Origin of the sequence: Pseudomonas sp. R84 (genome assembly GCF_009834515.1) — a bacterium.
Classification (GTDB): domain Bacteria; phylum Pseudomonadota; class Gammaproteobacteria; order Pseudomonadales; family Pseudomonadaceae; genus Aquipseudomonas.
Genome location: NZ_CP019426.1, coordinates 5,392,040 through 5,416,453 on the forward strand (window position 1 = coordinate 5,392,040; position 24,414 = coordinate 5,416,453).

The following is a 24,414-nucleotide window of genomic DNA, read 5'->3' on the forward strand; positions in this document are numbered from 1 at the left end:
TTTTTACTTACACCGCCGCAACCGGGCGCATGTAAGAGATTGGTGCGGTGCTGGCGTCTTCGAACGTCACCACTTCCCAAGCATCTGTCTGCTCAATCAACTTGCGCAGCAGCTGGTTGTTCAGTGCGTGGCCGGACTTGAAGCCCTTGAACTCACCAATCAGGCTGTTACCCAGCAGGTACAGGTCGCCAATGGCATCGAGGATCTTGTGCTTCACGAATTCGTCTTCATAGCGAAGGCCGTCTTCGTTCAACACGCCATCGGCATCGACCACGATTGCGTTTTCAACGCTGCCGCCGAGTGCGAGGTTGTGCTTGCGCAGGTACTCGATATCACTCATGAAACCAAAGGTACGGGCGCGGCTGACTTCTTTTACGAACGAAGTGCTGGAAAAATCCACGCTTGCACTTTGGGTGCGGTCCCGGAATACCGGGTGATCGAAATCGATCTCGAAGCTCACCTTGAACCCTTCGAAAGGGACGAAAGTGGCGCGCTTGTCGCCGTCTTCCACTGTCACTTCACGCAGGATGCGGATGAATTTCTTGGCGGCGTCCTGTTCTTCCAGGCCTGCCGATTGAATCAGGAATACGAAGGGTCCAGCGCTGCCATCCATGATCGGGACTTCGGACGCGGAGAGCTCGACGTAGGCGTTATCGATGCCCAGGCCAGCCATGGCCGAGAGCAAGTGCTCTACCGTGTCCACTTTGACGTCGCCATTAATCAGCGTCGTCGACATAGTGGTTTCACCGACGTTTTCCGCGCGGGCAGGAATCTGCACCACAGGGTCGAGGTCAGCGCGACAAAACACAATGCCAGTGTCGACAGGCGCAGGCTTGAGGGTCAGATAGACCTTCTCACCGGAGTGCAGGCCTACACCTGTGGCACGGATAATATTTTTCAGTGTGCGTTGTTTAATCATGGCTTGGGCCGCTTCAGCGCAAATTGCGAACTGGTATCAACAAAGGCTGGCGATGATAGCAGACCATGCCTTTGCTGAACACCAATCACCTTCATAGCCCTGATACATTCCATCAATCGGCCTGACGACGCAGGAAAGCCGGGATGTCCAGGTAGTCCAGATCATCTTGCGGATTCATCTTCGCGGCAGCCGCAGCACCAGCCTGAGCCTGGTTGCGCATGACGGTCGGACGGTCCAGGTCACGGTAATTCACCGCTGGCGCTTCCTGACGGGCCGGAGCCGGTTGTTGCACCTGGGCGGAAGCCATGGAAGTGTGAACGGTGTTGTCGATGACCTTTACAGGCTTCTCGATTTTCGCGCCCAGACCGGTGGCAACCACGGTGACGTGCAGCTCGTCGCGCATGTCCGGATCGATAACGGTACCGACCTTGACCATCGCGTGCTCGGAAGCGAAGGCTTCGATGATGCTACCCACGTCGGAGTACTCACCCAGAGACAGGTCAGGACCGGCGGTGATGTTCACCAGGATGCCGCGTGCGCCTTGCAGGTTCACGTCTTCCAGCAGCGGGTTGCGGATGGCCGCTTCAGTGGCTTCACGTGCACGGTTCGGACCACTGGCGCAGCCAGTGCCCATCATCGCCATGCCCATTTCGCTCATCACGGTACGTACGTCGGCGAAGTCGACGTTGATCATGCCCGGACGCTTGATGATGTCGGAGATACCGCGAACGGCACCGGCCAGTACATCGTCTGCCTTGGCGAAAGCCGACAGCAGGCTGGCGTCTTTACCGAGGATGGTCAGCAGCTTCTCGTTGGGAATAGTGATCAACGAGTCGACGCTTTCCGAGAGCATACGGATGCCTTCATCGGCGATCTGCATACGCTTGCGGCCTTCGAACGGGAACGGACGCGTTACGACAGCAACGGTCAGAATGCCCATTTCCTTGGCCACTTCGGCGATGATCGGCGCAGCACCGGTACCGGTACCGCCGCCCATGCCAGTGGTGATGAACACCATGTTGGTGCCCTGCAGGACTTCGGCAATGCGCTCACGGTCTTCGAGAGCGGCCTGACGACCTACTTCAGGGTTGGCGCCGGCGCCCAGACCTTTGGTCACGCCGGTGCCCAGTTGCAGAATGGTACGCGCGCCGATGTTTTTCAGCGCCTGAGCATCAGTGTTGGCGCAGATGAATTCAACGCCTTCGATGTTGCTCTTGACCATATGATTGACAGCGTTGCCGCCGCCACCGCCAACACCGATAACTTTGATTACCGGGCTTGCGGGGATGTTGTCTACGAGTTCGAACATTTTCCCTCTCCTTACATTCTCTAGTTTTTTCGCCTACTGCATTTTTGTCGCGGTGCATCTACTGCTACTGCTTGCCGCCCGAAGCTTGACGCTTCCAGCTGCTTTTAAAAGTTGCCTTGGACCCACTTCTTCAATCGGTCCAGCAACGGCGCCTGTGGCTCTTCGTTGCTGTAGCTGTCGCGGCTGCCGATGCCGGAGAACGAAACTCCGTCGGACTGCTTTTGCAGGCCGTACATCAACAAGCCAACGCCAGTGGAGTAAATCGGGTTGCGCACCACGTCATCCAGGCCCTTCACGCCATGCGGCACGCCCAGGCGTACCGGCATATGGAAGATTTCCTCGGCCAGTTCAGTGGCGCCTTCCATCTTCGAAGTACCGCCGGTCAGGACGATGCCGGCCGGGATCAGGTCTTCGTAGCCGCTGCGACGCAGCTCGGCCTGAATCAGCGTGAACAGTTCGTCGTAACGCGGCTCGACCACTTCGGCCAGGGCCTGACGCGACAGTTCGCGCGGTGGACGGTCGCCGACGCTTGGCACCTTGATGGTTTCACCGGCACCGGCCAGTTTCGCCAGGGCGCAGGCGTAGCGGATCTTGATTTCTTCGGCGTACTGGGTCGGGGTGCGCAACGCCATGGCGATGTCGTTGGTCACCTGATCACCGGCAATCGGGATCACTGCGGTGTGACGGATCGCGCCTTCGGTGAAGATCGCGATGTCGGTGGTGCCGCCACCGATGTCGACCAGGCACACGCCCAGTTCTTTCTCGTCGTCGGTCAGTACCGAGTAGGCCGAGGCCAGTTGCTCGAGAATGATGTCGTCGATTTCCAGGCCACAGCGACGCACGCACTTTTCAATGTTCTGTGCGGCGTTGACGGCACAGGTGACCACGTGAACCTTGGCTTCCAGACGCACGCCGGACATGCCCAGCGGCTCACGAACGCCTTCCTGGTTATCGATCACATAATCCTGCGGCAAGGTGTGCAGCACGCGCTGGTCAGCCGGAATCGCCACGGCTTGAGCGGCGTCGAGGACGCGCTCAAGGTCGGCCGAGCTGACTTCGCGATCACGGATCGCGACGATGCCGTGGGAGTTCAGGCTGCGGATGTGATTGCCCGCCACGCCGACGAACGCCGAGTGAATGCGGCAGCCCGCCATCAGTTGGGCTTCTTCGATCGCGCGCTGGATCGATTGCACGGTGGACTCGATGTTGACCACCACGCCCTTCTTCAGGCCACGGGACGGATGGGTACCGATCCCGACGATTTCCAGCGAGCCGTCGTCGGAGACCTCGCCGACCAGCGCCACCACCTTGGAGGTGCCGATATCGAGACCGACGATCATTTTGCCGCTTTGCACGTTTGCCATGGGTCCTGCCTCTTCTTAATTCTTTGCGACAGCGGGTTGGGCTGTCGTCGGCGCTACTGGTTCCCGCCAGCCAACAGCGAGGCCGTTGGCGTAGCGCAGATCGATGCGCGCAATGTTCGTAATCTGGTCTTTAAGTGTCTTGTCATAGATGGCGATGAAGCGGCGCATCTTTTCCACCAGGTTGCCGCGTCCCAGCAACAACTCGATGCCGGGGCCGGAACTGCCGGCACCGGTGGTCAGGAACCAACTCCCGCGTTCACGCAATTCCAGGCGCGCAATCGAGAAGCCCAACGGCCGCAGCATCTGGCTCAACACCTGATACTGCTGCATGACTTGCTGCTGGGCCCGTTGTGGGCCGAACAGCTGTGGCAGGTGTTCGTAGTTCGCCAATTCCTTTGGCGTAAACGCCTGGCCTTGGTTGTTCAATAACGACTCGTCGCCCCAACGTGCCACTGGCAGTTGCTCTTCGAGGCGGATCACCACTTGGTCCGGCCACACGCGACGGACTTCGGCGTGGGCGATCCACGGCATCTGCTCAAGCTCGGTACGCATACCGGCCAAATCGATGGTGAAGAAGCTCGACGCCACAAACGGGGCGATTCGCTGCTGCACCGCTTGCTGGCTGATGTAGCTAAGGTCGCCCTGCACGGCGATCTTGGTGATCGGCCGGTCGGCGTACGGCAGCAAACGCGTCGCACCTTCGTAAGTCCCAAAGCCCAGCACCACCAATAGCACCGGCCAGAACAGACTTTTCAGAAAGCTGAAATTGGCTTTCGGCAGGCGCGCGGACATCGGCTCTTTCGCCACCATTCGGCTGGCACCCCGTGGCACCGGCTTGCGGCCGGGTGCGGGAGGCTGATGTCGGAGCTGAGCGCCTTGCATCGTCTTAACCTCGAGCGTCTTCAACACTGGCGGCCAGAATGGCCAGAACCAGTTGCTGGAAATCCAGGCCAGCCGCACGGGCCGCCATTGGCACCAGACTGTGATCGGTCATGCCCGGTGCGGTGTTGACTTCCAGAAACCAGAACTGCCCGTCGGCGTCCTGCATCACGTCCGCCCTGCCCCAACCGGCAATACCCAGCGCCTCACAGGCCTTCGCCGTGAGATCCATGAGTTGCTGTTCCTTGGCGGCATCCAGCCCGCACGGAATGCGGTACTGGGTATCGTTGGCGATGTACTTGGCGTCGTAGTCGTAGAACGTGTGCGGTGTACCCAGGGCGATAGGAGGCAACACCTGGTCACGCAGGGTGGCGATGGTGAACTCCGGACCTTGAATCCATTGCTCAACCAAGACTTGCGAATCGTAGGTACTGGCCGCTTTCCATGCGTCGATCAACTCGGACGCAGAACTCACTTTGGCCATCCCGATACTTGAACCTTCATGCGCCGGTTTGACGATCAAAGGGAAGCCCAGTTCCGTCGCCGCCGAAATACAATCGGCTTCGCTGCACAGCACGGCGTGACGCGGCGTCGGAATCCCGAGGCTGTGCCAGACCTGCTTGGTGCGCAGTTTGTCCATCGCCAGTGCGGAGGCCAGAATGCCACTGCCGGTGTACGGAATGCCCGCCACTTCGAGCAGGCCCTGCATGGAGCCGTCTTCACCGCCACGGCCGTGAAGAATGATGAACGCGCGGTCGATCTTTTCGCTGAGCAGACGTTGCAGAATGTCGTCGCCAACGTCGATGCCGAATGCGTCCACGCCAGCACTTTGCAGCGCTTCAAGTACGGCGTTACCGGATTTCAGCGAAACCTCACGCTCGGCACTCAGCCCGCCAAAGAGCACGGCGACACGACCGAAGTCTTTCGGCGCGATGGTGGAGAACAGGTTGGCGTAGGCAGCAGTCATTTCAACTTCCCCTCGACCGACGCCGCCAAGGCGCCAGCGAACAATTCACTTTTCAACAGCTTCGGCGCGAGACCGCCGATATCACCGGCGCCCTGGCACAGCAGGATGTCGCCGGCACGCAGCAGCGGCTTGACCAGCGGCGCCAGATCGACGCCGCGCTCGATGTAGATCGGGTCGAGCTGGCCGCGCTGGCGGATGCTGTTGCACAGCTTGCGGCTATCGGCGCCCGGGATCGGCTCTTCGCCGGCCGGATAGACTTCCATCAGCAGCAGCACGTTGGCGTCGGCCAATACATTGACGAAGTCGTCGTACAGGTCGCGGGTGCGGCTGTAACGGTGCGGCTGATACACCATCACCAGACGGCGCTCCGGCCAGCCACCGCGCACGGCTTTGATCACCGCCGCGACTTCGGTCGGGTGGTGACCATAGTCATCGACCAGCATCACGTTGCCGCCGTCCACCGGCAGTTCGCCGTAGACCTGGAAGCGTCGACCGACACCCTGAAAGCCCGACAGGCCCTGGACGATGGCTTCATCGCTGACGCCTTCGTCGGTGGCAATACAGATGGTCGCCAGCGAGTTGAGTACGTTGTGGTTGCCGGGCATGTTCACCGACACGTCCAGCGGCTCGCGATCAGGGCGCAGCACGGTGAAGAAGGTCTGCATGCCTTGCTGGCGGATATTGATCGCGCGCACGTCAGCGTCTTCGCTGAAGCCGTAGGTCACGGTCGGACGTTTCACCAGCGGCAGGATTTCGCGCACCACCGGATCGTCCAGGCACATCACCGCCAAACCGTAGAACGGCAGGTTGTGCAGGAACTCGACGAAGGTTTTCTTCAGTTTGTTGAAGTCACCGTCGTAGGTCGCCATGTGATCGGCGTCGATGTTGGTGACCACGGCCACCAGCGGTTGCAGATGCAGGAAACTCGCATCGCTTTCGTCGGCTTCGGCGATCAGGTAACGGCTGGTGCCGAGCTGGGCATTGGTGCCCGCCGCATTCAGACGGCCACCAATCACGAACGTCGGGTCCAGACCACCGGCGGCAAACACCGAAGCGATCAGGCTGGTGGTGGTGGTTTTGCCGTGCGTACCGGCGACGGCGATGCCGTGGCGATAGCGCATCAGCTCAGCGAGCATTTCTGCGCGCGGCACCACCGGGATACGACGCTCAAGCGCAGTCGCCACTTCCGGGTTGGAGGTGTTCACAGCGCTCGACACCACCAGCACATCGGCGGTCGCAGCGTTCTCGGCACGGTGGCCGATGAAAATATGCGCGCCGAACGATTCCAGACGCTCGGTCACCGGCGAGGCTTTCAGGTCGGAACCGGACACTTCATAGCCCAGGTTCAACAACACTTCGGCAATACCGCACATGCCCACGCCGCCGATGCCGACGAAGTGGATGCGACGGATGCGGCGCATTTCCGGTTGCGGCATGGCTTTCTGATTCTCAACCATGGGCCACCTCCAGACAGGTATCGACCACGCTACGGGTGGCATCGGGTTTCGCCAGACGGCGGGCCGCTTGGGCCATATCTTCGAGTCGTTGCGGTTGCATCAAGACCTCTGTCAGGCGCGCGGCAAGGTCCGCGGCACCAGTCGTTCTTTGCGGCATCAGGAAGGCTGCGCCTTCACGGGCCAAATAATCGGCGTTGCGGGTCTGGTGATCGTCGATCGCGTGGGGCAAAGGCACCAGCATCGAGGGCAGACCGGCGGCAGCCAGCTCACTGATGGTCAACGCGCCTGCGCGGCACACCACCAGGTCAGCCCAGCCATAGGCCTGGGCCATGTCTTTGATGAACGGCTGCACCTGCGCATCGACGCCGGCGGCGCGGTAGCGCTCTGCAGTCACTTCATCGTGGTTTTTGCCGGCCTGATGAAACACTTCCGGGCGCAAATCGGCAGCGACTTGGGCCAGGGCTTCAGGCAGCAACTTGTTCAACGGTTCTGCACCAAGGCTTCCGCCGAGGATCAGCAAACGCGCTTTGCGACCGGCCAGAGCAGGTCGCGATGTGTCGAGGAACAGCTCGCTGCGCACCGGGTTTCCGGTGGTACGGCGGGTGTCCGACAGAGTAAAGGTGTCGGGGAACGCTTCACACACCCGGGCGGCGAACGGCACCAGCAACCGATTGGCGGTGCCGGCCACAGCGTTCTGCTCATGAACGATCACCGGCACGCCGGCCAGTTTCGCGGCAAGACCACCAGGACCAGTCACATAGCCACCGAAGCCGACCACACACACTGGCTTCAAGCGACGAATGATCGCACGCGCCTGCCATACCGATTTCAGCAGCATGAACGGCGCCTTGAGCAGCGACAGCTTGCCCTTGCCACGCAGGCCCGTAGCGTTGATGCGGTGCAGTTCAAGACCTGCGGCCGGCACCAGTTCGTTTTCAATTCCGCGTGGCGTGCCGAGCCAGTGCACGGTGTAGCCGCGCGCCTGAAACTCGCGGGCACAAGCCAGCGCCGGGAACACGTGGCCGCCGGTTCCGCCGGCCATGATCAATACGTTAGCGCCCATGATTCGGCTCCTCGGCGAAGTCGCTCTCATGGAATTCCATCTCTTCACTGCCCAAGTGGGTTCGACTCTCCCACTCGATCCTCAATAACAAGCCAAGACATGCACAGCAGATCACCAACGAACTGCCGCCGTAACTGAGGAACGGCAAGGTAAGACCTTTGGTGGGCAGCAGGCCGACGTTCACACCGATGTTGATCAGGAACTGACCAATCCACAGGAACGACAAACCGTAAGCCACATAAGCGGCGAAGAACTGTTTGGCTTTCTCCGCCCACAAGCCGATGTACATGCCGCGAATACACACGAACACGAACAACGCGACGGTGCACAGCGAACCCACCGCGCCGAGTTCTTCAGCCAATACCGAGAACACGAAGTCGGTGTGCGCTTCCGGCAGGTAGAACTGCTTCTGCACGCTGTTGCCCAGGCCCACACCCAGCCATTCGCCACGACCGAAAGCGATCAAGGCTTGCGACAACTGATAACCGGCGCCGAACTGGTCAGCCCAGGGGTCAGCGAAGTTGGTCAGACGCGCCATACGGTAAGGCTGCATTTGAATCAGCAAGACCACGGCCCCGACCGCCAACACCACCATCAGCGAGAAGCGGAACAACCCGACCCCGCCGAGGAATAGCATGGCCGCCGCAGCGCCCATCATCACCACGGTGGCACCGAAGTCCGGCTCCATCAGCAACAGGCCGGCCATCGGCAGCAGCACGATGAATGGTTTGAAGAAGCCCATCCAGCTCTCGCGCACTTCCTTCTGACGCCGCACCAGATAACCGGCGAGGTAGATCACCACGAACACTTTGGCGATTTCCGACGGCTGCACGTTGAAGAAGCTGAAACCGATCCAGCGCATCGAACCGTTCACTTCGCGGCCGATGCCGGGGATGATCACCATCACCAACAAGCCGAACGCACCGATCAGCATCAGCCAGCCGAGACGTTGCCAGGTGGCGATCGGAATCATCATGGTGACGATGCACGCGCCCAGTCCGAGTACCACATAAATAAGGTGGCGAATCATGTAATACAGCGGGCTGCCCGACTGCGCCGCCGCCACTTCGGTGGACGCCGAGGCAATCATGATCAGGCCAAGACCGAGCAGTGCCAGGCAACCGGCGAGCATCGGGAAATCGAGGTCGATGCCGCGCCCGGTGATGATCGGCGACGGGTACGGCTTGATGATATTGAACAGACTCATGCCAGTTCCTCCACAGCGCGGACGAACTGGTGACCACGGTCTTCATAATTCTTGAACATGTCGAAACTGGCGCAGGCCGGCGACAGCAGCACGACGTCACCCGGTTGGGCGGCAGAGCGGCATTGCGCAACGGCGTCAACCAGTGAGGTCGCGCGAATCAATGGCACGGCATCACCGATGGCATCGCCGATCTTGTCGGAGTCACGGCCCATCAGGATCACGGCGCGACAGTTGGCCGCCACCGGATCACGCAGATCGTTGAATTCGGCACCCTTGCCATCGCCACCGGCAATCAGGATGACCTTGCCGTCGATGTCCGCACCCAGGCCTTCGATGGCGGCCAGAGCGGCACCAACGTTGGTGGCTTTGGAATCGTTGTAATACGCCACACCGTCGAGATCACGTACCCACTGGCAGCGATGTTCGAGACCGGCGAAAGTGCGCAGGGCCGAGAGCATGGCGTCGAACGGCAGGCCCACGGCATGCCCAAGCGCCAATGCCGCGAGGGCGTTGGACTGGTTGTGTGCGCCACGAATCTTCAGTTCACGCACGGGCATCAGGTTCTGGAATTCGAAGGCCAGGTATTTCTCGCCGTCTTCTTCGCGGATACCGAAGGCTTTGAAATCCGGTTTGGTCAGACCGAAGGTCCAGCACGGCTGGCCCTCGCCCATCAACGGACGGGTCAGCGCATCCTGACGGTTGACCACGAACTGCTTCGCGCCACGGAAAATCCGATGCTTGGCCAGGTGGTACGCCGGCAGACCGCTGTAGCGATCCATGTGGTCTTCGCTGATGTTCAGCACGGTGGCCACTTCAGCGTTGAGCTGGTCGGTGGTTTCCAGTTGGAAACTCGACAGTTCCATCACGTACAGCTCGACGTCGTCGCTGAGTAGATCCAGCGCCGGGGTGCCGAGGTTACCGCCGACGGCGACGCGTTTGCCGGCCGCAGCCGCCATCTCGCCAACCAGGGTGGTGACGGTGCTCTTCGCGTTGGAACCGCTGATGGCCACGATCGGCGCCCGCGCGTTACGCGCGAACAGCTCGATGTCGCCGGACAGTTTCACGCCACGGGCCGCGGCGGCTTGCAGGGCCGGGGTCGCCAGCGCCAGGCCGGGGCTCACGTAGAGCTCGTCGGCACGGCAGAGGAATTCGACGTCCAGCTCGCCACAACGCACTTCCACGTGCGGATAGTCACGCTTGAGCGTGGCCAGTTCCGGTGGATTTTCCCGCGTGTCCGCCACGGCAAACGACGTGCCCCGGTTCGCCAGGAAGCGAACCAGGGACATGCCGCTCTTGCCGAGGCCGACAACGATGCGGAAGTGGTCAGAAGCGATCAGAGACACTCGTTCTACCTCAGCTTCAGGGTGGCAAGGCCGACCAACACGAGAATCACGGTGATGATCCAGAAACGGACGATCACGCGCGGCTCGGGCCAGCCCTTGAGTTCAAAGTGGTGGTGTATCGGTGCCATGCGGAACACACGGCGACCGGTCAGCTTAAAGGACGCAACCTGAATGACGACTGACAGGGTTTCCATCACGAACACGCCGCCCATGATGAACAGGACGATTTCCTGACGGACGATCACCGCGATGGTGCCCAGTGCCGCGCCGAGTGCCAGTGCACCGACGTCACCCATGAACACTTGCGCCGGATAGGTGTTGAACCAGAGGAAGCCGAGGCCGGCACCGATCAGCGCGCCGCAGAACACGATCAGTTCGCCCGCGCCCGGCACGTAAGGGATCAACAGGTATTCAGCGAATTTCACGTTACCCGACAGGTAGCAGAAGATGCCGAGGCCACCGCCGACCATCACGGTCGGCATGATTGCCAGGCCATCAAGGCCGTCAGTCAGGTTGACCGCGTTGCTCGAGCCGACGATCACAAAGTAAGTCAGCACGATGAAGCCCAAGCCCAGCGGAATGCTGTAGTCCTTGAGCATCGGCAGAATCAGCGTGGTTTCCACCGGCGTGGAAGCGGTCATATAAAGGAAGATCGCCGCGCCGAGGCCGAACACCGACTGCCAGAAATACTTCCAGCGGCTCGGCAAGCCACGGGAGTTCTTCTCGATGACTTTGCGGTAATCGTCGACCCAGCCGATGGCGCCGAACAGCAAGGTCACCAGCAAAACAGTCCAGACGTAGCGGTTGCTCAGGTCAGCCCAAAGCAAGGTGCTGACGCCGATCGACGACAGAATCAGTGCGCCGCCCATGGTCGGTGTACCCGACTTGGACAGGTGCGATTGCGGACCGTCGTTACGAACGGACTGGCCGATCTGACGGTTCTGCAAAGTGCGGATCATCCACGGGCCATAGCACAGCGACAAAACCAGCGCGGTCAGCACACCGAGAATCCCGCGCAGGGTCAGGTACTGAAAGACCGCGAAGCCTTTGTAGAACTGTTGCAGATACTCCGCTAGCAGCAGCAGCATTAATGTTTCTCCAGACTGGACCCGCACAGAGCCGCAACGATGTTTTCCATCGCTGCACTGCGCGAACCCTTGATCAAAATGGTGGTGTTTGTGTCCTGCTCGGCGTCGAGGGCCTGAATCAGTTCGGCTTGCGTGCCGAAGTGATACGCCTGTTCACCGAAAGCGTTTACGGCGTGAACCATGTTTGGCCCAACGGCATAAAGCGCGGAAACCTTGCCCCGGGCGTACTCGCCCACGTCGCGGTGCCCCTGCTCCGCCCAATCGCCCAACTCGCCGATATCTCCGAGCACCAGGACGGTGCGGCCGGAAAAGCCGGCGAGTATATCAACGGCCGCGCACATCGAGGTGGGGTTTGCGTTGTAAGTGTCATCGATCACGCGCATACCGTTCTTCGCCAGTTGCGCGACGGTGCGACCCTTGACCGATTGCACGGCGCCAAGCCCGGTGGCGATGCCGAACAGCGACACACCCAGGGCGTGAGCGGCAGCGGCGGCGGCCATGGAATTGGCGACGTTGTGGGTGCCGAGCAGGTTCAGTTGAACGCGCTCGACACCTTCAGGTGTGTGCAGATTGAAGGCCGGGCAACCGCGTGCATCGGTGCTCAGGTCGCTGGCGTAGAAGTCAGCCTGAACGTTGTTCAGGGCGAAAGTCAGCACCTTGCGAGCGCCCGCACGGGTCTTCCAGATACCTAAGGCTTTGTCATCGAGGTTGAGCACGGCGACACCATCAGCCGCCAGCCCGTCGATGATTTCGCCTTTGGCTTCGACGATTTTTTCCGGGCCGCCAAACTCACCGACGTGCGCGGTGCCGGCATTGTTGAGGATCGCCACGTGAGGCTTGGTCAGGCCAACGGTGTAAGCGATTTCGCCGAGACGCGAGGCGCCCAGTTCGATCACCGCCGAGGTGTGCTCCGGGGCCAGTTCGAGCAGGGTCAGCGGCGCGCCGAGGTCGTTGTTCAGATTGCCACGGGTCGCCAGTACCGGACCGCGGGTGCGCAGGATGCTCGCGAGCATCTCCTTGACCGTGGTCTTGCCGCTGGAACCGGTGATCGCGGCGACTGGTTGAGTGAAGGCAGCACGGTTCAGCGCACCCAATTGGCCGAGGGCCTGACGGGTGTCTTTGACCAGCAGTTGCGGCAAGGTGCTGTCGGCGACTTCGCGCTCGACCAGCGCAGCCACGGCGCCTTTTGCAGCGACGTCATTCAAATAGTCATGACCGTCGAAACGCGGACCGGTCAACGCAATAAACAGTTGGCCGGGCTGAATCGCGCGGCTGTCGATGCTGACGCCGTCGAAGCTGGCATCGGCGGCGATCAAACGTGCGTCGAGCGCGTTGGTCAGTTCGCTGAGTTTGAGGGCCTTAAGCATGGGCCACCTCCCACGCGGTCAGGGCGTGATCAGCCTCGACCAGATCGGAGAAGGCATGGCGCTCGCCGTTGATTTCCTGGTAGTCCTCATGACCTTTACCGGCCAGGACAATCACGTCATCAGCCGAGGCGCCGGCAATCAGTTGTGCAATCGCCTGACCACGGCCGGCGACGAAGGTGACTTTATCCACAGCCGTGAAACCGGCGCGGATGTCGTCGAAAATCACTGCAGGGTCTTCAGTACGCGGGTTGTCGTCGGTAACCAGCACTTGATCAGCCAGACGCTCGACCACTTCGGCCATCAACGGACGTTTGCCGCGATCACGATCACCGCCGCAGCCAAACAGGCACAGCAGTTGACCTTTGACGTGCGGGCGCAATGCGCTCAGGACTTTTTCCAGCGCATCCGGGGTGTGGGCGTAATCGACCACCACCAAAGGCTGATTGCCACCGCCAAGACGCTGCATGCGCCCGGCCGGGCCTTCGAGTTTCGGCAGTACTTTGAGAATTTCGTCGAGCGCGTAATCCAGACCGAGCAAGGCACCGACGGCTGCCAGTACGTTGCTCAGATTGAAGCGGCCGAGCAGCGTGCTGCGCAGATGATGCTCGCCCTGCGGCGTCACCAATGTGGCGCGCACACCGTGGTCGTCGAACTGCGCTTCACGGCAGAACAGGTAAGCGCTGCTGTCGAGCAGGCTGTAGGTGATCAAGCGCGATTCGCGTTTTTCAGCGGCCAGTTGCCGGCCAAAATCGTCGTCGAGGTTGACCACACGGCACTTCAGATCATTCCAGGCGAACAGCTTGGCCTTGGCCTCTGCGTACGCCTGCATGGTGCCGTGATAGTCAAGGTGGTCGCGGGACAGGTTGGTCATCACTGCGACGTCGAACGCCAGCGCAGTGACGCGGCCCTGATCCAGACCGTGGGACGATACTTCCATGGCCACGGCTTTGGCGCCGGCCTTTTTCAGGTCGCCCAAGGTCGCTTGCACAGCGATCGGATTCGGCGTGGTGTGCAGACCGCTTTGCAGTGCGCCATAGAAGCCGGAACCCAAGGTGCCGACGATGCCGCAATGCTGACCGAGTAGGTCCAGCGCCTGCGCAACCAATTGGGTCACGCTGGTCTTGCCGTTGGTGCCGGTCACACCGATCAGGTTCAGATGATGGCTTGGCTCACCGTAAAAACGCCCGGCGATGTCCGACAGCTGCGCTGCCAGGCCTTTGACCGGAATCAGCGGCACGTCAGTGATCGGCAGCACGGTGGCGCCTTCCACTTCATAAGCAACCGCAGCTGCGCCACGTTGCAGGGCATCGGCAATGTGTGCACGGCCATCGAATTTGCCGCCAGGCACGGCGAGGAACAAATCGCCCGCGCGCACGTTGCGGCTGTCCAGCGCCAATTCACGGATCAACAGATCGTGGCCGGCGTGGGGGAATATCTTGTTCAGACTTAATGACATCAGCCGCGCCCTCCATTGGCTTTCAGCGGAATGACCGGGGTAGCGTTGGCTTGTTGCGTCGTCGGCAAGTTGTCCGGCGTCACGTTCATCAGACGCAGGGTGCCGGACATCACACGGCTGAACACCGGCGCGGAAACCAGACCACCGAAGTAACCGGCCTTGCTTGGTTCATCGATCACCACAACGATCGCGTAACGCGGATCGCTCATCGGGCCGAAACCGGCGAACAACGAGCGGTAAGAATTTTCCGCGTAGCCCTTGGTGCCCACCGAAGTCTTGCGCGCAGTACCCGACTTGCCCGCCACGTGATACGCCGGCACCTGCGCACGGAACACGCCGCGTGGCGCTTCGATCACCTGGGTAAGCATGCCTTGCAAGGTTTTCGCGACGGCTTCCGGCAGCACTTGCGTGGTCTGCGGTGGCTTGTCGGTTTTGATCAGGGTCAGCGGCGCGAGACGACCGTTGTTGGCCAGCGCCGAGAACGCGTGGACGAGTTGAATCGCGGTTACGGAAATACCGTAGCCGTAAGAAAGCGTTGCGGTTTCAGCCTTGCGCCAATCGCGGTAGTTCGGCAGGTTGCCGACACGTTCGCCCGGGAAGCCAAGGCCGGTGTCCTGGCCAAGACCGACTTTCTGCGCGAGGCGGAAAATGGTTTCGCCGCCGATATCGAACGCGACCTTACTCATGCCAACGTTACTGGAATTGATCAGGATGCCGGTCAGGTCGAGCACCGGCCCTTCACTCTTGGAAACGTCCTTGATCGTGTACTTGCCGATCTGCAGGGAGCCCGGATACACCTCGACGGTGTCGCTCGGTTTCCAGCGGCCGGTTTCGATTGCAGCGGCCATCGAGATGGCTTTCATGGTCGAACCCGGCTCGAACACGTCGATCATCGCGCGGTTACGCATCATCGCCGGTTGCAGGTTGCGACGGTTGTTCGGGTTGTAGGTCGGCTGGTTGACCATGGCCAGAATCTCGCCGGTCTTGACATCCATGATCACCAGACTGCCGGCCTTGGCGCCGTTCTCGATGATCGCGTTACGCAGTTCGCGGTTGGCCAGATATTGCAGACGCAGGTCAATGGACAACGCCAAGGGCTTGCCGGCCTTGGCGTTTTTGGTGACCTGGACATCCTTGATCAGCCGTCCGCGCCGATCCTTGATGACCTGTCGTTTGCCCGGCACCCCGGCGAGCCATTCGTCATAAGCCAGTTCGACACCTTCGCGACCGTGGTCGTCGATGTCGGTAAACCCGACCATGTGTGCGGTGACTTCACCGGCCGGATAGAACCGGCGGAATTCTTCGATGCCATAAACGCCCGGCACTTTCAGATCGAGCACAGACTGGCCCTGCTCGGGGGTCAGCCCGCGCACCAGATAAATGAATTCTTTGTTGGCCTGGGCTTCGAGGCGTTCGGTCAGGGCTTTCGGGTCCTGCCCCAGCGCGGCAGCGAGTGCCGGCCACTTCTCTTTCGCCGTTTGCATTTCCTTGGCGTTGGCCCACAGCGTGGTCACCGGGGTACTCACGGCCAACGGTTCGCCGTTACGGTCGGTGATCAGACCACGGTGAGCCGGAATCGGAATGTGACGCAGGCTGCGCGCATCGCCCTGACCTTTGAGGAAGTCACGGTCAACCACTTGCAGGTCGATGATGCGCCAGCAGATCGCCGCGACCATCACGCCGAGCAGCGCCACCATCAGGCGGAAGCGCCATGGGAACAGTGCGCCTTCGAGTTTCATCATGGCGCCACCATCTTCACGTCAGCCGCGCCGGGAATGTGCATTTTCAGTTGTTCGGTGGCCAGCACTTCGATGCGGCTGTGTGCGGTCCAGGTGCTCTGCTCAAGAATCAGACGGCCCCACTCGGCCTGCGCCTTGTCGCGCACGCTGAGTTCGTTATAAAGGGTATTGAGCAACTGTCGGTTCCAGTGCGCGCTGTACGACACGGCGATGGCCGAGACGAGCACGCCGATGAACAGCAGCAGCATCAGAAAGCTGCCGCCGGGCAGTGGCTTGGCGAAAAGCTTGCTCACCGCAGCTTCTCCGCGACGCGCATGACGGCGCTACGGGAACGTGGGTTGGCTTTGAGTTCGGCGTCGGAGGCCGTCTGCGCTTTGCCATGGACTTTGATTTTCGGTTCGAACGCGACGTGGCGAACGGGCAGGTTGCGCGGCAGGTTGTCGGCTTCGCCTTTCACTAGCTTGCGCATGAACAGTTTGACGATACGGTCTTCCAGCGAGTGGAAGCTGATCACCACCAGACGGCCGCCAACTTCCAGAGCATCCAGTGCGGCTTCGAGGCCGGCTTCCAGATCACCCAGTTCGTTGTTGACGTGAATGCGCAAACCCTGGAAGGCACGGGTGGCCGGGTTCTTGCCCTTTTCCCATGCCGGGTTGGCGACTTTCAACACTTCAGCCAGATCGGCAGTGCGCTCGAACGGCTTGATATCGCGACGCTCGGCGACGGCACGGGCCATGCGACCGGAGAAACGCTCTTCGCCGTATTCCTTGAACACCCGGGCGATTTCTTCAGCCGGCGCAGTGTTGACGAACTCGGCAGCGCTGATGCCGCGGGACGGATCCATGCGCATGTCCAGCGGGCCGTCGTTAAGGAAACTGAAGCCGCGCTCAGCGTCATCGAGCTGCGGCGAAGACACGCCGAGGTCGAGCAGAATACCGCTGACCTTGCCGCTCAGACCTTGTTCAGCGACGACGGAACCGAGCTCGGCAAAGCTGCGCTGCACAACGACAAAGCGGCCGTCTTCGGCCGCTAGCGTTTGCCCGGTGGCAATCGCTTGTGGATCTTTGTCGAATCCGATGAGCCGACCGTCCGTGCCAAGCTGGCTGAGGATCAACCGGCTGTGTCCGCCGCGCCCGAACGTGCCGTCCAGATAGCAGCCATCAGGACGTACGGCGAGAGCCTCGACGGCTTCGTCAAGCAGTACGGTGATGTGGTTAAAGCCGCTATCAATAGTCACAGGATCAAATCACGCAGTTCATCAGGCATCGCGCCCGGTTGTTGAATGGCAGCAAGGTCAGCGGCAGATACCGCATTCCATGCATCCTCGTCCCACAATTGGAACTTGTTCAGTTGGCCTACCAGCATCGCGCGCTTATCGAGCCTGGCGTATTCGCGCAAACGCGGTGGAACCAGAAAACGGCCACTGCCATCGAGCTCGAGGTCGACGGCGTTGCCGATCAATAAACGCTGCAAGCGGCGGTTCTCTTCGCGAAGCGAAGGGAGTGCGCGCAACTTGGTTTCAATAATTTCCCACTCGTCGAGCGGATAGACACACAGACACGGATCAACGGCATCAATGGTCACGATCAATTGGCCGGAACTGCGCGAATCGAGCTCGTCACGGTACCGGCTCGGCATAGCGAGACGGCCCTTTGCGTCGAGACTGATAGCGTTAGCTCCGCGAAACACGTCTGCGTTTCTCCAATTTTTATCGTTTTGAGCTCAAAAAACCCACTTCATGCCACTTTCCGCCACTTGCGCACACTATAGGAATGCGCCCACCACACCGTCAAGGCGCGGATTAAAGGAAAACCCTTACAGAACGGAGATTTAGGAGCATAAAAGGAGGAGTAACGACAATTTGGCGGAGACTTTCGACCCATAACTTGATGCAGCACTGATAGCTGCGCTCGAAAGTTAAAGTAATTTGTTAAGAGTAAGATTTTTTCGGTATTACGAAAGCGCTTCTGCTGTTGATTGAAGCAAGGTGGGAAATGGCTATTACTGCGTGTGCCGCTGCCGAACTTTCAGAGCAGGCCTGCTGATATTACACAGCCCTGTTGCCAATGATTCAAGCAGGGAAAGAAAAAGGTGGAGAGTCGATCTGTAAGCCGGGTTCTGTCTTGAACAGTCATTCGTCTACGATGGCCATCACTGGACATCTTTAGCAACCTACCCGGTCCCAGCGCGGGCCACGCCTTGGGACCCTATTTGGTCTTGCTCCAAGTGGGGTTTACCTAGCCACGAACTGTTGCCAGACGTGCGGTGCGCTCTTACCGCACCTTTTCACCCTTACCGGCACCGAAGCGCTTAGGCGGTTATTTTCTGTGGCACTTTCCGTAGGCTCACGCCTCCCAGGCATTACCTGGCACTTCGCCCTATGGAGCCCGGACTTTCCTCCCCCCACTAATTTTCATAGAGGGCAGCGACTGTCCGATCGACTCTCCGCCGCGAAGGTTAACGGCAGAGCGCCCGAAGAACAAGCGCTAAAAGCCTCAAGACCGCTATGGGCGACGGCTTACACGCCTTTCTGTTTATCCAGCGCAACCTGATACAGGACGTTTTTGCGTTCGCCAGTGATCTGCGCTGCCAGCGCGGCAGCACGCTTGAGCGGCATCTCTTCAAGCAACAGATCGAGGATGCGCATCGCTTCGCTGCTGACGGCGTCTTCGGACTCCGGCGCCGTCCAGCCAGCCACCAACACGACGCATTCGCCGCGCTGCTGATTGCTGTCCGACTCGACGAACGCGCGTAGCTCAGCCAGCGGCAGACCTTTTAGCGTCTCGAAGGTTTTGGTGATTTCCCGGGCGAGCAATGCCTGACGCTCACCGCCGAACACTGCTTCCATATCCTGCAGGCATTCAAGAATGCGGTGCGGTGCTTCATAGAAGATCAATGTACGCGGCTCTTCCCTGACGGCTTCCAGTCGCGCCTTGCGCCCGACCGATTTGGCCGGCAGAAAACCTTCGAAGATGAAGCGGTCGGACGGCAGACCGGCCGCCGACAGTGCGGCGATAAGGGCGCAGGCACCCGGCACCGGCACCACATTGATTCCAGCCGCACGAGCCTGCCGCACCAGGTGATAACCCGGATCGGAAATCAGCGGTGTCCCCGCATCGGAAATCAGCGCGACGTTATCGCCCGCCAGCAGACGGGTAATAAAGCGGCTACCCTCATCTCTTTCGTTATGTTCGTGACAGGCAGCCAGCGGCGTGCCAATCCCGAAGTGCTGCATCAGCCGCGCCGAGTGGCGGGTGTCTTCGGCGGCGATCAATGCCACTTCGCGGAGGATCTTCAGGGCCCGGGCGCTGATGTCGTCCAGGTTGCCGATGGGCGTCGCCACCACATAAAGCGAGCCAGCAGCGGAATTCAGGGAACCTGGAGCAGTCAAAGCGCACACCTCGTGATCGGTAAAAGCGGCCATTGTAGCGCGTCACGAGGCTTGCGATGCGCTCAAGCCGAACCCGGTTTTGCACGCCGTTGTGCGCCGCCGCAACATTTACTCCAGCTAAATTGTCCGTTTCACGCCACTAACATCGCGCCCCGGCCAGTGCTTGGGTACAATTCGACGCTAATTTGATCGAGTATCAGGAACACTTACATGATCGCTTGCCTGCGGCTGTTCACTGCCCTCTGCCTCGCTGCCCTGTTGGCGGCTTGCGCCAGCTCCCCTTCCTCCAGCCTTGGCGAACTTCCACGGACCCCGGATGCCAGCATCGAGCAACTGCTCGAACAGGCGACCCAGGCGAAAACCCCGGAAAAAGCCGCTCTGTTGCGCCTCAGCGCTGCAGATCTGGCTTACCGCCAGGGCAATGCCGGACAGTCCGCGCAAATCCTGCAACAAGTGCCGATGGAGCAACTGAAGCCAGGCCAGCAGATTTTCGCCAGCACCTTGAACGCTGAACTGGCGATGACTCGCAATCAGCCGAAAGCCGCGCTGACTGCCCTGAGCCATCCAAGCCTGCAACACCTGGGCGAAATGCCAGAAGAGCAGCAAGTGCGCACCGGCACCGTCCACGCCCGCGCCCTTGAGGCCGACGGCCAGACCCTGGCTGCTGCTCGCGAGCGCGTATTCATCGCACCGATGCTGCAAGGCGAAGCCGCGAGCAAGAACCACGAAGCCATCTGGACCCTGATCGGCTCGCTGCCAACTGATCAACTGCAACCCAACACCACCGACGACCTCGGCGGCTGGATGGGTCTGGCACTGGCTGTGAAATCTGCCGGCACACTGGAACAGCAGCAAGCCGCGATCGACACCTGGCGTGCACAGAATCCAAAGCACCCGGCCGCAATCAACCTGCCGCTGCCGCTGACCAAACTCAAGGAACTGGCCAGCCAGCCCCTGAGCAAAATCGCCCTGCTGCTGCCGCAAGATGGTCAGTTGGCAGCGGTCGGTAAAGCACTGCGCGAAGGCTTCATGGCTGCGCACTACCAGGCTCAGCAGGCCGGACAAAAGCCGCCAGCGATCGAGTTCTACGACAGCTCCAAGCTGACCTCGATGGACGAGTTCTACCGCAAGGCTCAGGCTGACGGCGTGCAACTGGTCGTTGGCCCGCTGGAAAAACCACTGGTCAAACAACTGAGCACTCGCCCGCAACTGCCGATCACCACCCTCGCGCTGAACTACAGCGAAGGTGATCAAGGCCCGGCGCAACTGTTCCAGTTCGGTCTGGCCGCTGAAGACGAAGCCCGCGAAGTCTCGCGCCGCGCCCGTGCCGATGGCCTGCATCGCGCCGCCATCATGGTACCGAAAGGCGAATGGGGCGACCGCGTCCTGCGTGCCTTCAGCCAGGACTGGCAGGCTAACGGTGGCAGCATCGTAGCGACCGAGCGTGTTGATCAGCCGGTGCAACTGGCCCAGCAAATCGCCGACATGTTCCAGCTGCGTCAAAGCGAAGCCCGCGCCAAGAGCCTGCAAAATGCCGCTGGCACCAACGTAGCCGCGCAGCCTTCGCGTCGTCAGGACATCGAGTTCATCTTCCTCGCTGCCACGCCGCAACAGGCACAGCAGATCAAGCCGACCCTGAACTTCCAGTACGCCGGTGACGTTCCCGTTTACGCGACTTCGCACGTTTACAGCGCCAGTGGCGACGTCAACCAGTACAACGACATGAACGGCATTCGCTTCTGCGAAACGCCGTGGCTGCTCGACAACAGCGATCCACTGCGTCAGCAAGTGGTTGCACAGTGGCCGCAAGCCGCCGGCAGCCTCGGCCGCCTGTACGCGATGGGTGTGGATGCCTATCGTCTGGCACCGCGCCTGGGTCAACTCAAAGCCCTGCCGGACAGCCGCATCGATGGTGAGTCGGGCAGCCTCGGCATGACCCAGACCCAGCGTGTTGTGCGTCAGTTGCCTTGGGCGCAGTTCGTCAGCGGCCAGGTACAGCGCCTGCCGGACACTCCGCGCTGATGCCCGACAGGTCACGCTCGCAAAGCGGCAAGGATGCCGAGCGCCTGGCGCTCGAGCATCTGCAACAACAAGGTCTGCGCCTGCTGGCGCAGAACTGGTTTTGTAAACGCGGCGAGCTTGATCTGGTCATGCTTGATGGCGATACAGTAGTATTCGTTGAAGTTCGCTACAGAAAAAACACTCAATGGGGTGGCGCGCTCGCTAGCATCGATGGGCGCAAGCAGCAGAAACTGATTTTCGCTGCACAGTATTTTCTTCAGCGCGAGTCGCGTTGGGCCAATTCCCCCTGCCGCTTCGACGTGGTGGCCATCGACAGCCATCCGGATCAGCTGAACTGGTTGCAGAATGCTTTCGACAGTTGATCGGCGGCGTTGCGACCCGGACAATCCCACCGACAAATTTTGCTCTTTGCTTTGCGGGCTGCACATTCATGTGCCGGACAGCCGCGCTACTTAAGGTCACACAGATGGACATGCAATCCCGAATTCGCCAGCTTTTCCAGGCCAGTATCGACACCAAGCAACAGGCGATGGACGTACTTGCACCGCACATCGAGCAAGCCAGCCAGATCATGGTCAACGCCCTGCTCAACGAAGGCAAAATGCTTTCGTGCGGCAATGGCGGCTCGGCCGGCGATGCCCAGCACTTCTCCTCCGAGCTGCTCAACCGCTTCGAGCGCGAGCGTCCGAGTCTGCCGGCGATCGCCCTGACCACCGACACCTCGACGATTACTTCGATCGCCAACGACTACAGCTACAACGAAGTATTCTCCAAACAGATCCGTGCGCTCGGTCAGCCAGGCGATGTCTTGCTGGCGATTTCGACCAGCGGCAACTCGGCGAACATTATTCAAGCGATCCAGGCCGCACATGATCGCGAAATGATTGTCGTAGCTATGACCGGACGCGATGGCGGCGGCATGGCGTCGCTGCTGTTGCCCGAGGACGTCGAGATTCGCGTACCGGCCAATGTCACTGCACGTATTCAAGAAGTCCACTTGCTGGCGATCCATTGCCTTTGCGATCTGATCGACAGCCAACTGTTCGGGAGTGAAGAATGACCCCTAATCGCCTTGGCCTTCTGGCCTTGACCCTGTGCCTCGGCATCAGCGGCTGCACCTCGGTGGTGAACGCCAGCCGTGAAGCACCGATCGACGACGATCGTGGCACCCGCACCTTCGGCAGCAAGATCGACGACTCGTTGATTGAAACCAAAGTGGGCGTGAACGTAGCCAAAGCCGACCCGGCCCTGGACAACGATTCGCACATCGTCGTCACCAGCTTCAACGGCGTCGTACTGCTGGCCGGCCAAACACCTCGAGCAGACCTGAAAGCCAAAGCCGAACAGGCAGCAGCCGCGGTCCAACGGGTAAAAACCGTTCATAACGAACTGCAAGTCATACCGCCATCCGGTTTCCTGGCTCGCCAGAACGACACCTGGCTGACCTCCAAGATCAAGACGCAAATGCTCACCGACGCCAGCATCCCTGGCTCGCGCATCAAGGTCGTGACCGAGAACGGTATCGTCTACCTGCTGGGTCTGCTGACCAAACAGGAAGCCACTCAGGCAACCAATCTGGTTCAGGGTGTTTCCGGCGTGCAGAAAATCGTCAAGCTGTTCGAATACATCGACTGATACACGATCTCTGTAGGAGCTGCCGAAGGCTGCGATCCTTTGATCTTGCTTTTAAAAGATCAGGATCAAAAGATCGCAGCCTTCGGCAGCTCCTACGTAATAAAAAAGGCGATCCATCCGGATCGCCTTTTTTATTACTTCACCACTTTCAAACTAGGCCGGCCGCTAGGACGCGGTGGCTCACTGTCCGGTGGTGGCAAGTCGTCGTCCGACTCGATCTCTTCTTCGTCATCCATCGGCGACTCGAGATCAAACACCATACCCTGACCGTTCTCCCGGGCGTAGATCCCCAGGATCGCGCTGATCGGCACGTACAAGCTGTGCGGGACACCACCGAAGCGACCTTCGAAGGTCACCACGTCGTTGTCCATGTGCAGATGACGCACAGCACTCGGCGAGATGTTCAGGACAATCTGCCCGTCACTGGCGAAACCTTGCGGTACCTGCACTGCCGGGTACTCGGAATTGACCAGCATGTGCGGGGTGCAATCGTTATCAACAATCCACTCGTAGAGCGCGCGGACCAGATAAGGTCGACTGGAGTTCATAGCGGCTCCTTAAGCCTTAGCGCATATCGCGTTCGACACCAGACAGACTCGCCTGGAAAGCCTCACGCGCAAACGAGCGCTCCATATAATCAAGCAGCGGCTTGGCTGGCCGCGGCAGTTCAATACCCAGAATCGGCAAACGCCAGAGTATTGGCAATAGGCAGCAATCCACCAGACTTTGTTCCTCACTGAGGAAAAACGGCTTGTCGGCAAACAATGGCGACACGCCCGTCAGGCTTTCACGCAATTCCTTGCGCGCCACGACTCGCGCGGCCTCCTTGGACTTGGGATCCAGAATCAGATCCACCAGACCACACCAGTCGCGCTGAATACGATGAATCAGCAGACGGCTGTTGGCACGCGCCACCGGGTAAACCGGCATCAACGGCGGGTGCGGGTAACGCTCATCCAGATATTCCATCACCACGGTCGACTCCCACAACGCCAGGTCACGATCGACCAGCGTTGGCAGACTGCCGTAAGGGTTTACCTCAATCAGTTTAGGCGGCTGGCGACCAGCTTCCACATAAATGATCTCGGCGCTGACACCCTTCTCTGCAAGCACAATGCGCACTCGGTGGGAATAGTGGTCGGCGGGGTCGGAGTAACAGGCCAACCGATTGGTCACGCCCATGGCGATCCTCCTCGCTTGTTGAAATT

23 protein-coding genes and 1 other RNA gene are annotated in these 24,414 nt (G+C 60.2%); 4 read left to right on the forward strand and 20 right to left on the reverse strand.

Going from position 1 to position 24,414, the window contains the following annotated elements:
* Positions 1 to 7: 7 nt before the first annotated feature.
* From lpxC to rsmI, 18 genes are all read right to left on the reverse strand, one after another.
* Positions 8 to 919 carry a UDP-3-O-acyl-N-acetylglucosamine deacetylase gene (lpxC, locus tag PspR84_RS23755; protein WP_007916984.1) on the reverse strand — a complete coding sequence of 304 codons (912 nt, stop codon included), beginning with the start codon at positions 917 to 919 and terminating at the stop codon, positions 8 to 10.
* 112 nt (positions 920 to 1,031) lie between these two features.
* A complete protein-coding gene (gene ftsZ, locus PspR84_RS23760; protein WP_016986475.1) occupies positions 1,032 to 2,228 on the reverse strand; it encodes a cell division protein FtsZ in 1,197 nt (398 codons plus the stop codon).
* Positions 2,229 to 2,332: 104 nt separating this feature from the next.
* On the reverse strand, positions 2,333 to 3,592 hold the full coding sequence (ftsA, locus tag PspR84_RS23765; RefSeq protein WP_007916987.1) for a cell division protein FtsA: 1,260 nt from the start codon (positions 3,590 to 3,592) through the stop codon (positions 2,333 to 2,335).
* Positions 3,593 to 3,607: 15 nt separating this feature from the next.
* Positions 3,608 to 4,474 (reverse strand): cell division protein FtsQ/DivIB, encoded by an 867-nt coding sequence (locus PspR84_RS23770; protein ID WP_160059345.1) that lies wholly within the window; start codon positions 4,472 to 4,474, stop codon positions 3,608 to 3,610.
* Positions 4,475 to 4,478: 4 nt separating this feature from the next.
* Complete coding sequence (locus tag PspR84_RS23775; RefSeq protein ID WP_160059346.1) at positions 4,479 to 5,438, reverse strand: D-alanine--D-alanine ligase; 960 nt, start codon at positions 5,436 to 5,438, stop codon at positions 4,479 to 4,481.
* Positions 5,435 to 6,895 (reverse strand): UDP-N-acetylmuramate--L-alanine ligase, encoded by a 1,461-nt coding sequence (gene murC, locus PspR84_RS23780; RefSeq protein WP_160059347.1) that lies wholly within the window; start codon positions 6,893 to 6,895, stop codon positions 5,435 to 5,437. The genes PspR84_RS23775 and murC overlap by 4 nt, the downstream gene beginning before the upstream one ends.
* Complete coding sequence (murG, locus tag PspR84_RS23785; RefSeq protein WP_064392864.1) at positions 6,888 to 7,958, reverse strand: undecaprenyldiphospho-muramoylpentapeptide beta-N-acetylglucosaminyltransferase; 1,071 nt, start codon at positions 7,956 to 7,958, stop codon at positions 6,888 to 6,890. The genes murC and murG overlap by 8 nt, the downstream gene beginning before the upstream one ends.
* Entirely contained in the window at positions 7,948 to 9,159 is a 1,212-nt protein-coding gene (gene ftsW / locus PspR84_RS23790) for a putative lipid II flippase FtsW (RefSeq protein WP_174244528.1), read from the reverse strand. The genes murG and ftsW overlap by 11 nt, the downstream gene beginning before the upstream one ends.
* A 2-nt stretch (positions 9,160 to 9,161) precedes the next feature.
* Entirely contained in the window at positions 9,162 to 10,508 is a 1,347-nt protein-coding gene (murD, locus tag PspR84_RS23795; protein WP_160059348.1) for a UDP-N-acetylmuramoyl-L-alanine--D-glutamate ligase, read from the reverse strand.
* 5 nt (positions 10,509 to 10,513) lie between these two features.
* On the reverse strand, positions 10,514 to 11,596 hold the full coding sequence (gene mraY / locus PspR84_RS23800; protein ID WP_008082775.1) for a phospho-N-acetylmuramoyl-pentapeptide-transferase: 1,083 nt from the start codon (positions 11,594 to 11,596) through the stop codon (positions 10,514 to 10,516).
* Positions 11,596 to 12,963, reverse strand: a complete 1,368-nt coding sequence (gene murF, locus PspR84_RS23805) for a UDP-N-acetylmuramoyl-tripeptide--D-alanyl-D-alanine ligase (protein WP_160059349.1) — start codon at positions 12,961 to 12,963, stop codon at positions 11,596 to 11,598. The genes mraY and murF overlap by 1 nt, the downstream gene beginning before the upstream one ends.
* Positions 12,956 to 14,419 (reverse strand): UDP-N-acetylmuramoyl-L-alanyl-D-glutamate--2,6-diaminopimelate ligase, encoded by a 1,464-nt coding sequence (locus PspR84_RS23810; protein ID WP_160059350.1) that lies wholly within the window; start codon positions 14,417 to 14,419, stop codon positions 12,956 to 12,958. Before PspR84_RS23810 ends, murF begins: the two co-directional genes overlap by 8 nt.
* On the reverse strand, positions 14,419 to 16,158 hold the full coding sequence (locus PspR84_RS23815) for a penicillin-binding protein 2 (RefSeq protein ID WP_174244529.1): 1,740 nt from the start codon (positions 16,156 to 16,158) through the stop codon (positions 14,419 to 14,421). Before PspR84_RS23815 ends, PspR84_RS23810 begins: the two co-directional genes overlap by 1 nt.
* Positions 16,158 to 16,451, reverse strand: a complete 294-nt coding sequence (ftsL, locus tag PspR84_RS23820; RefSeq protein ID WP_007917008.1) for a cell division protein FtsL — start codon at positions 16,449 to 16,451, stop codon at positions 16,158 to 16,160. Before ftsL ends, PspR84_RS23815 begins: the two co-directional genes overlap by 1 nt.
* Positions 16,448 to 17,389: a 16S rRNA (cytosine(1402)-N(4))-methyltransferase RsmH gene (rsmH, locus tag PspR84_RS23825; RefSeq protein ID WP_086935987.1), complete on the reverse strand. Its 942-nt coding sequence runs from the start codon at positions 17,387 to 17,389 to the stop codon at positions 16,448 to 16,450. The genes ftsL and rsmH overlap by 4 nt, the downstream gene beginning before the upstream one ends.
* Before the next feature lie 2 nt (positions 17,390 to 17,391).
* Entirely contained in the window at positions 17,392 to 17,847 is a 456-nt protein-coding gene (gene mraZ / locus PspR84_RS23830) for a division/cell wall cluster transcriptional repressor MraZ (RefSeq protein WP_090286131.1), read from the reverse strand.
* Between the two features lie 402 nt (positions 17,848 to 18,249).
* An RNA gene (gene rnpB, locus PspR84_RS23835) (RNase P RNA component class A) lies at positions 18,250 to 18,603 on the reverse strand.
* 73 nt (positions 18,604 to 18,676) lie between these two features.
* Positions 18,677 to 19,582: a 16S rRNA (cytidine(1402)-2'-O)-methyltransferase gene (rsmI, locus tag PspR84_RS23840; protein ID WP_160059351.1), complete on the reverse strand. Its 906-nt coding sequence runs from the start codon at positions 19,580 to 19,582 to the stop codon at positions 18,677 to 18,679.
* A gap of 177 nt (positions 19,583 to 19,759) precedes the next feature.
* On the opposite strand from rsmI, the gene PspR84_RS23845 reads away from it, so the two are divergent.
* The 4 genes from PspR84_RS23845 to PspR84_RS23860 all read left to right on the forward strand — a co-directional run bounded on the left by PspR84_RS23845 (position 19,760) and on the right by PspR84_RS23860 (position 23,206).
* The gene (locus PspR84_RS23845; protein ID WP_016985144.1) at positions 19,760 to 21,571 is read left to right on the forward strand and encodes a penicillin-binding protein activator; all 1,812 of its coding nucleotides are present in this window, start codon (positions 19,760 to 19,762) and stop codon (positions 21,569 to 21,571) included.
* Positions 21,571 to 21,933: a YraN family protein gene (locus tag PspR84_RS23850; protein WP_160059352.1), complete on the forward strand. Its 363-nt coding sequence runs from the start codon at positions 21,571 to 21,573 to the stop codon at positions 21,931 to 21,933. Before PspR84_RS23845 ends, PspR84_RS23850 begins: the two co-directional genes overlap by 1 nt.
* 104 nt (positions 21,934 to 22,037) lie before the next feature.
* Entirely contained in the window at positions 22,038 to 22,631 is a 594-nt protein-coding gene (locus tag PspR84_RS23855) for a phosphoheptose isomerase (protein WP_007917022.1), read from the forward strand.
* Positions 22,628 to 23,206, forward strand: a complete 579-nt coding sequence (locus PspR84_RS23860) for a BON domain-containing protein (RefSeq protein ID WP_007917023.1) — start codon at positions 22,628 to 22,630, stop codon at positions 23,204 to 23,206. Before PspR84_RS23855 ends, PspR84_RS23860 begins: the two co-directional genes overlap by 4 nt.
* Before the next feature lie 134 nt (positions 23,207 to 23,340).
* On the opposite strand, the gene PspR84_RS23865 is transcribed toward PspR84_RS23860, so the two are convergent.
* Positions 23,341 to 23,754, reverse strand: a complete 414-nt coding sequence (locus tag PspR84_RS23865; protein WP_007917024.1) for a ClpXP protease specificity-enhancing factor — start codon at positions 23,752 to 23,754, stop codon at positions 23,341 to 23,343.
* A gap of 16 nt (positions 23,755 to 23,770) precedes the next feature.
* A complete protein-coding gene (locus tag PspR84_RS23870; RefSeq protein WP_007917025.1) occupies positions 23,771 to 24,388 on the reverse strand; it encodes a glutathione S-transferase N-terminal domain-containing protein in 618 nt (205 codons plus the stop codon).
* Positions 24,389 to 24,414: the final 26 nt, after the last annotated feature.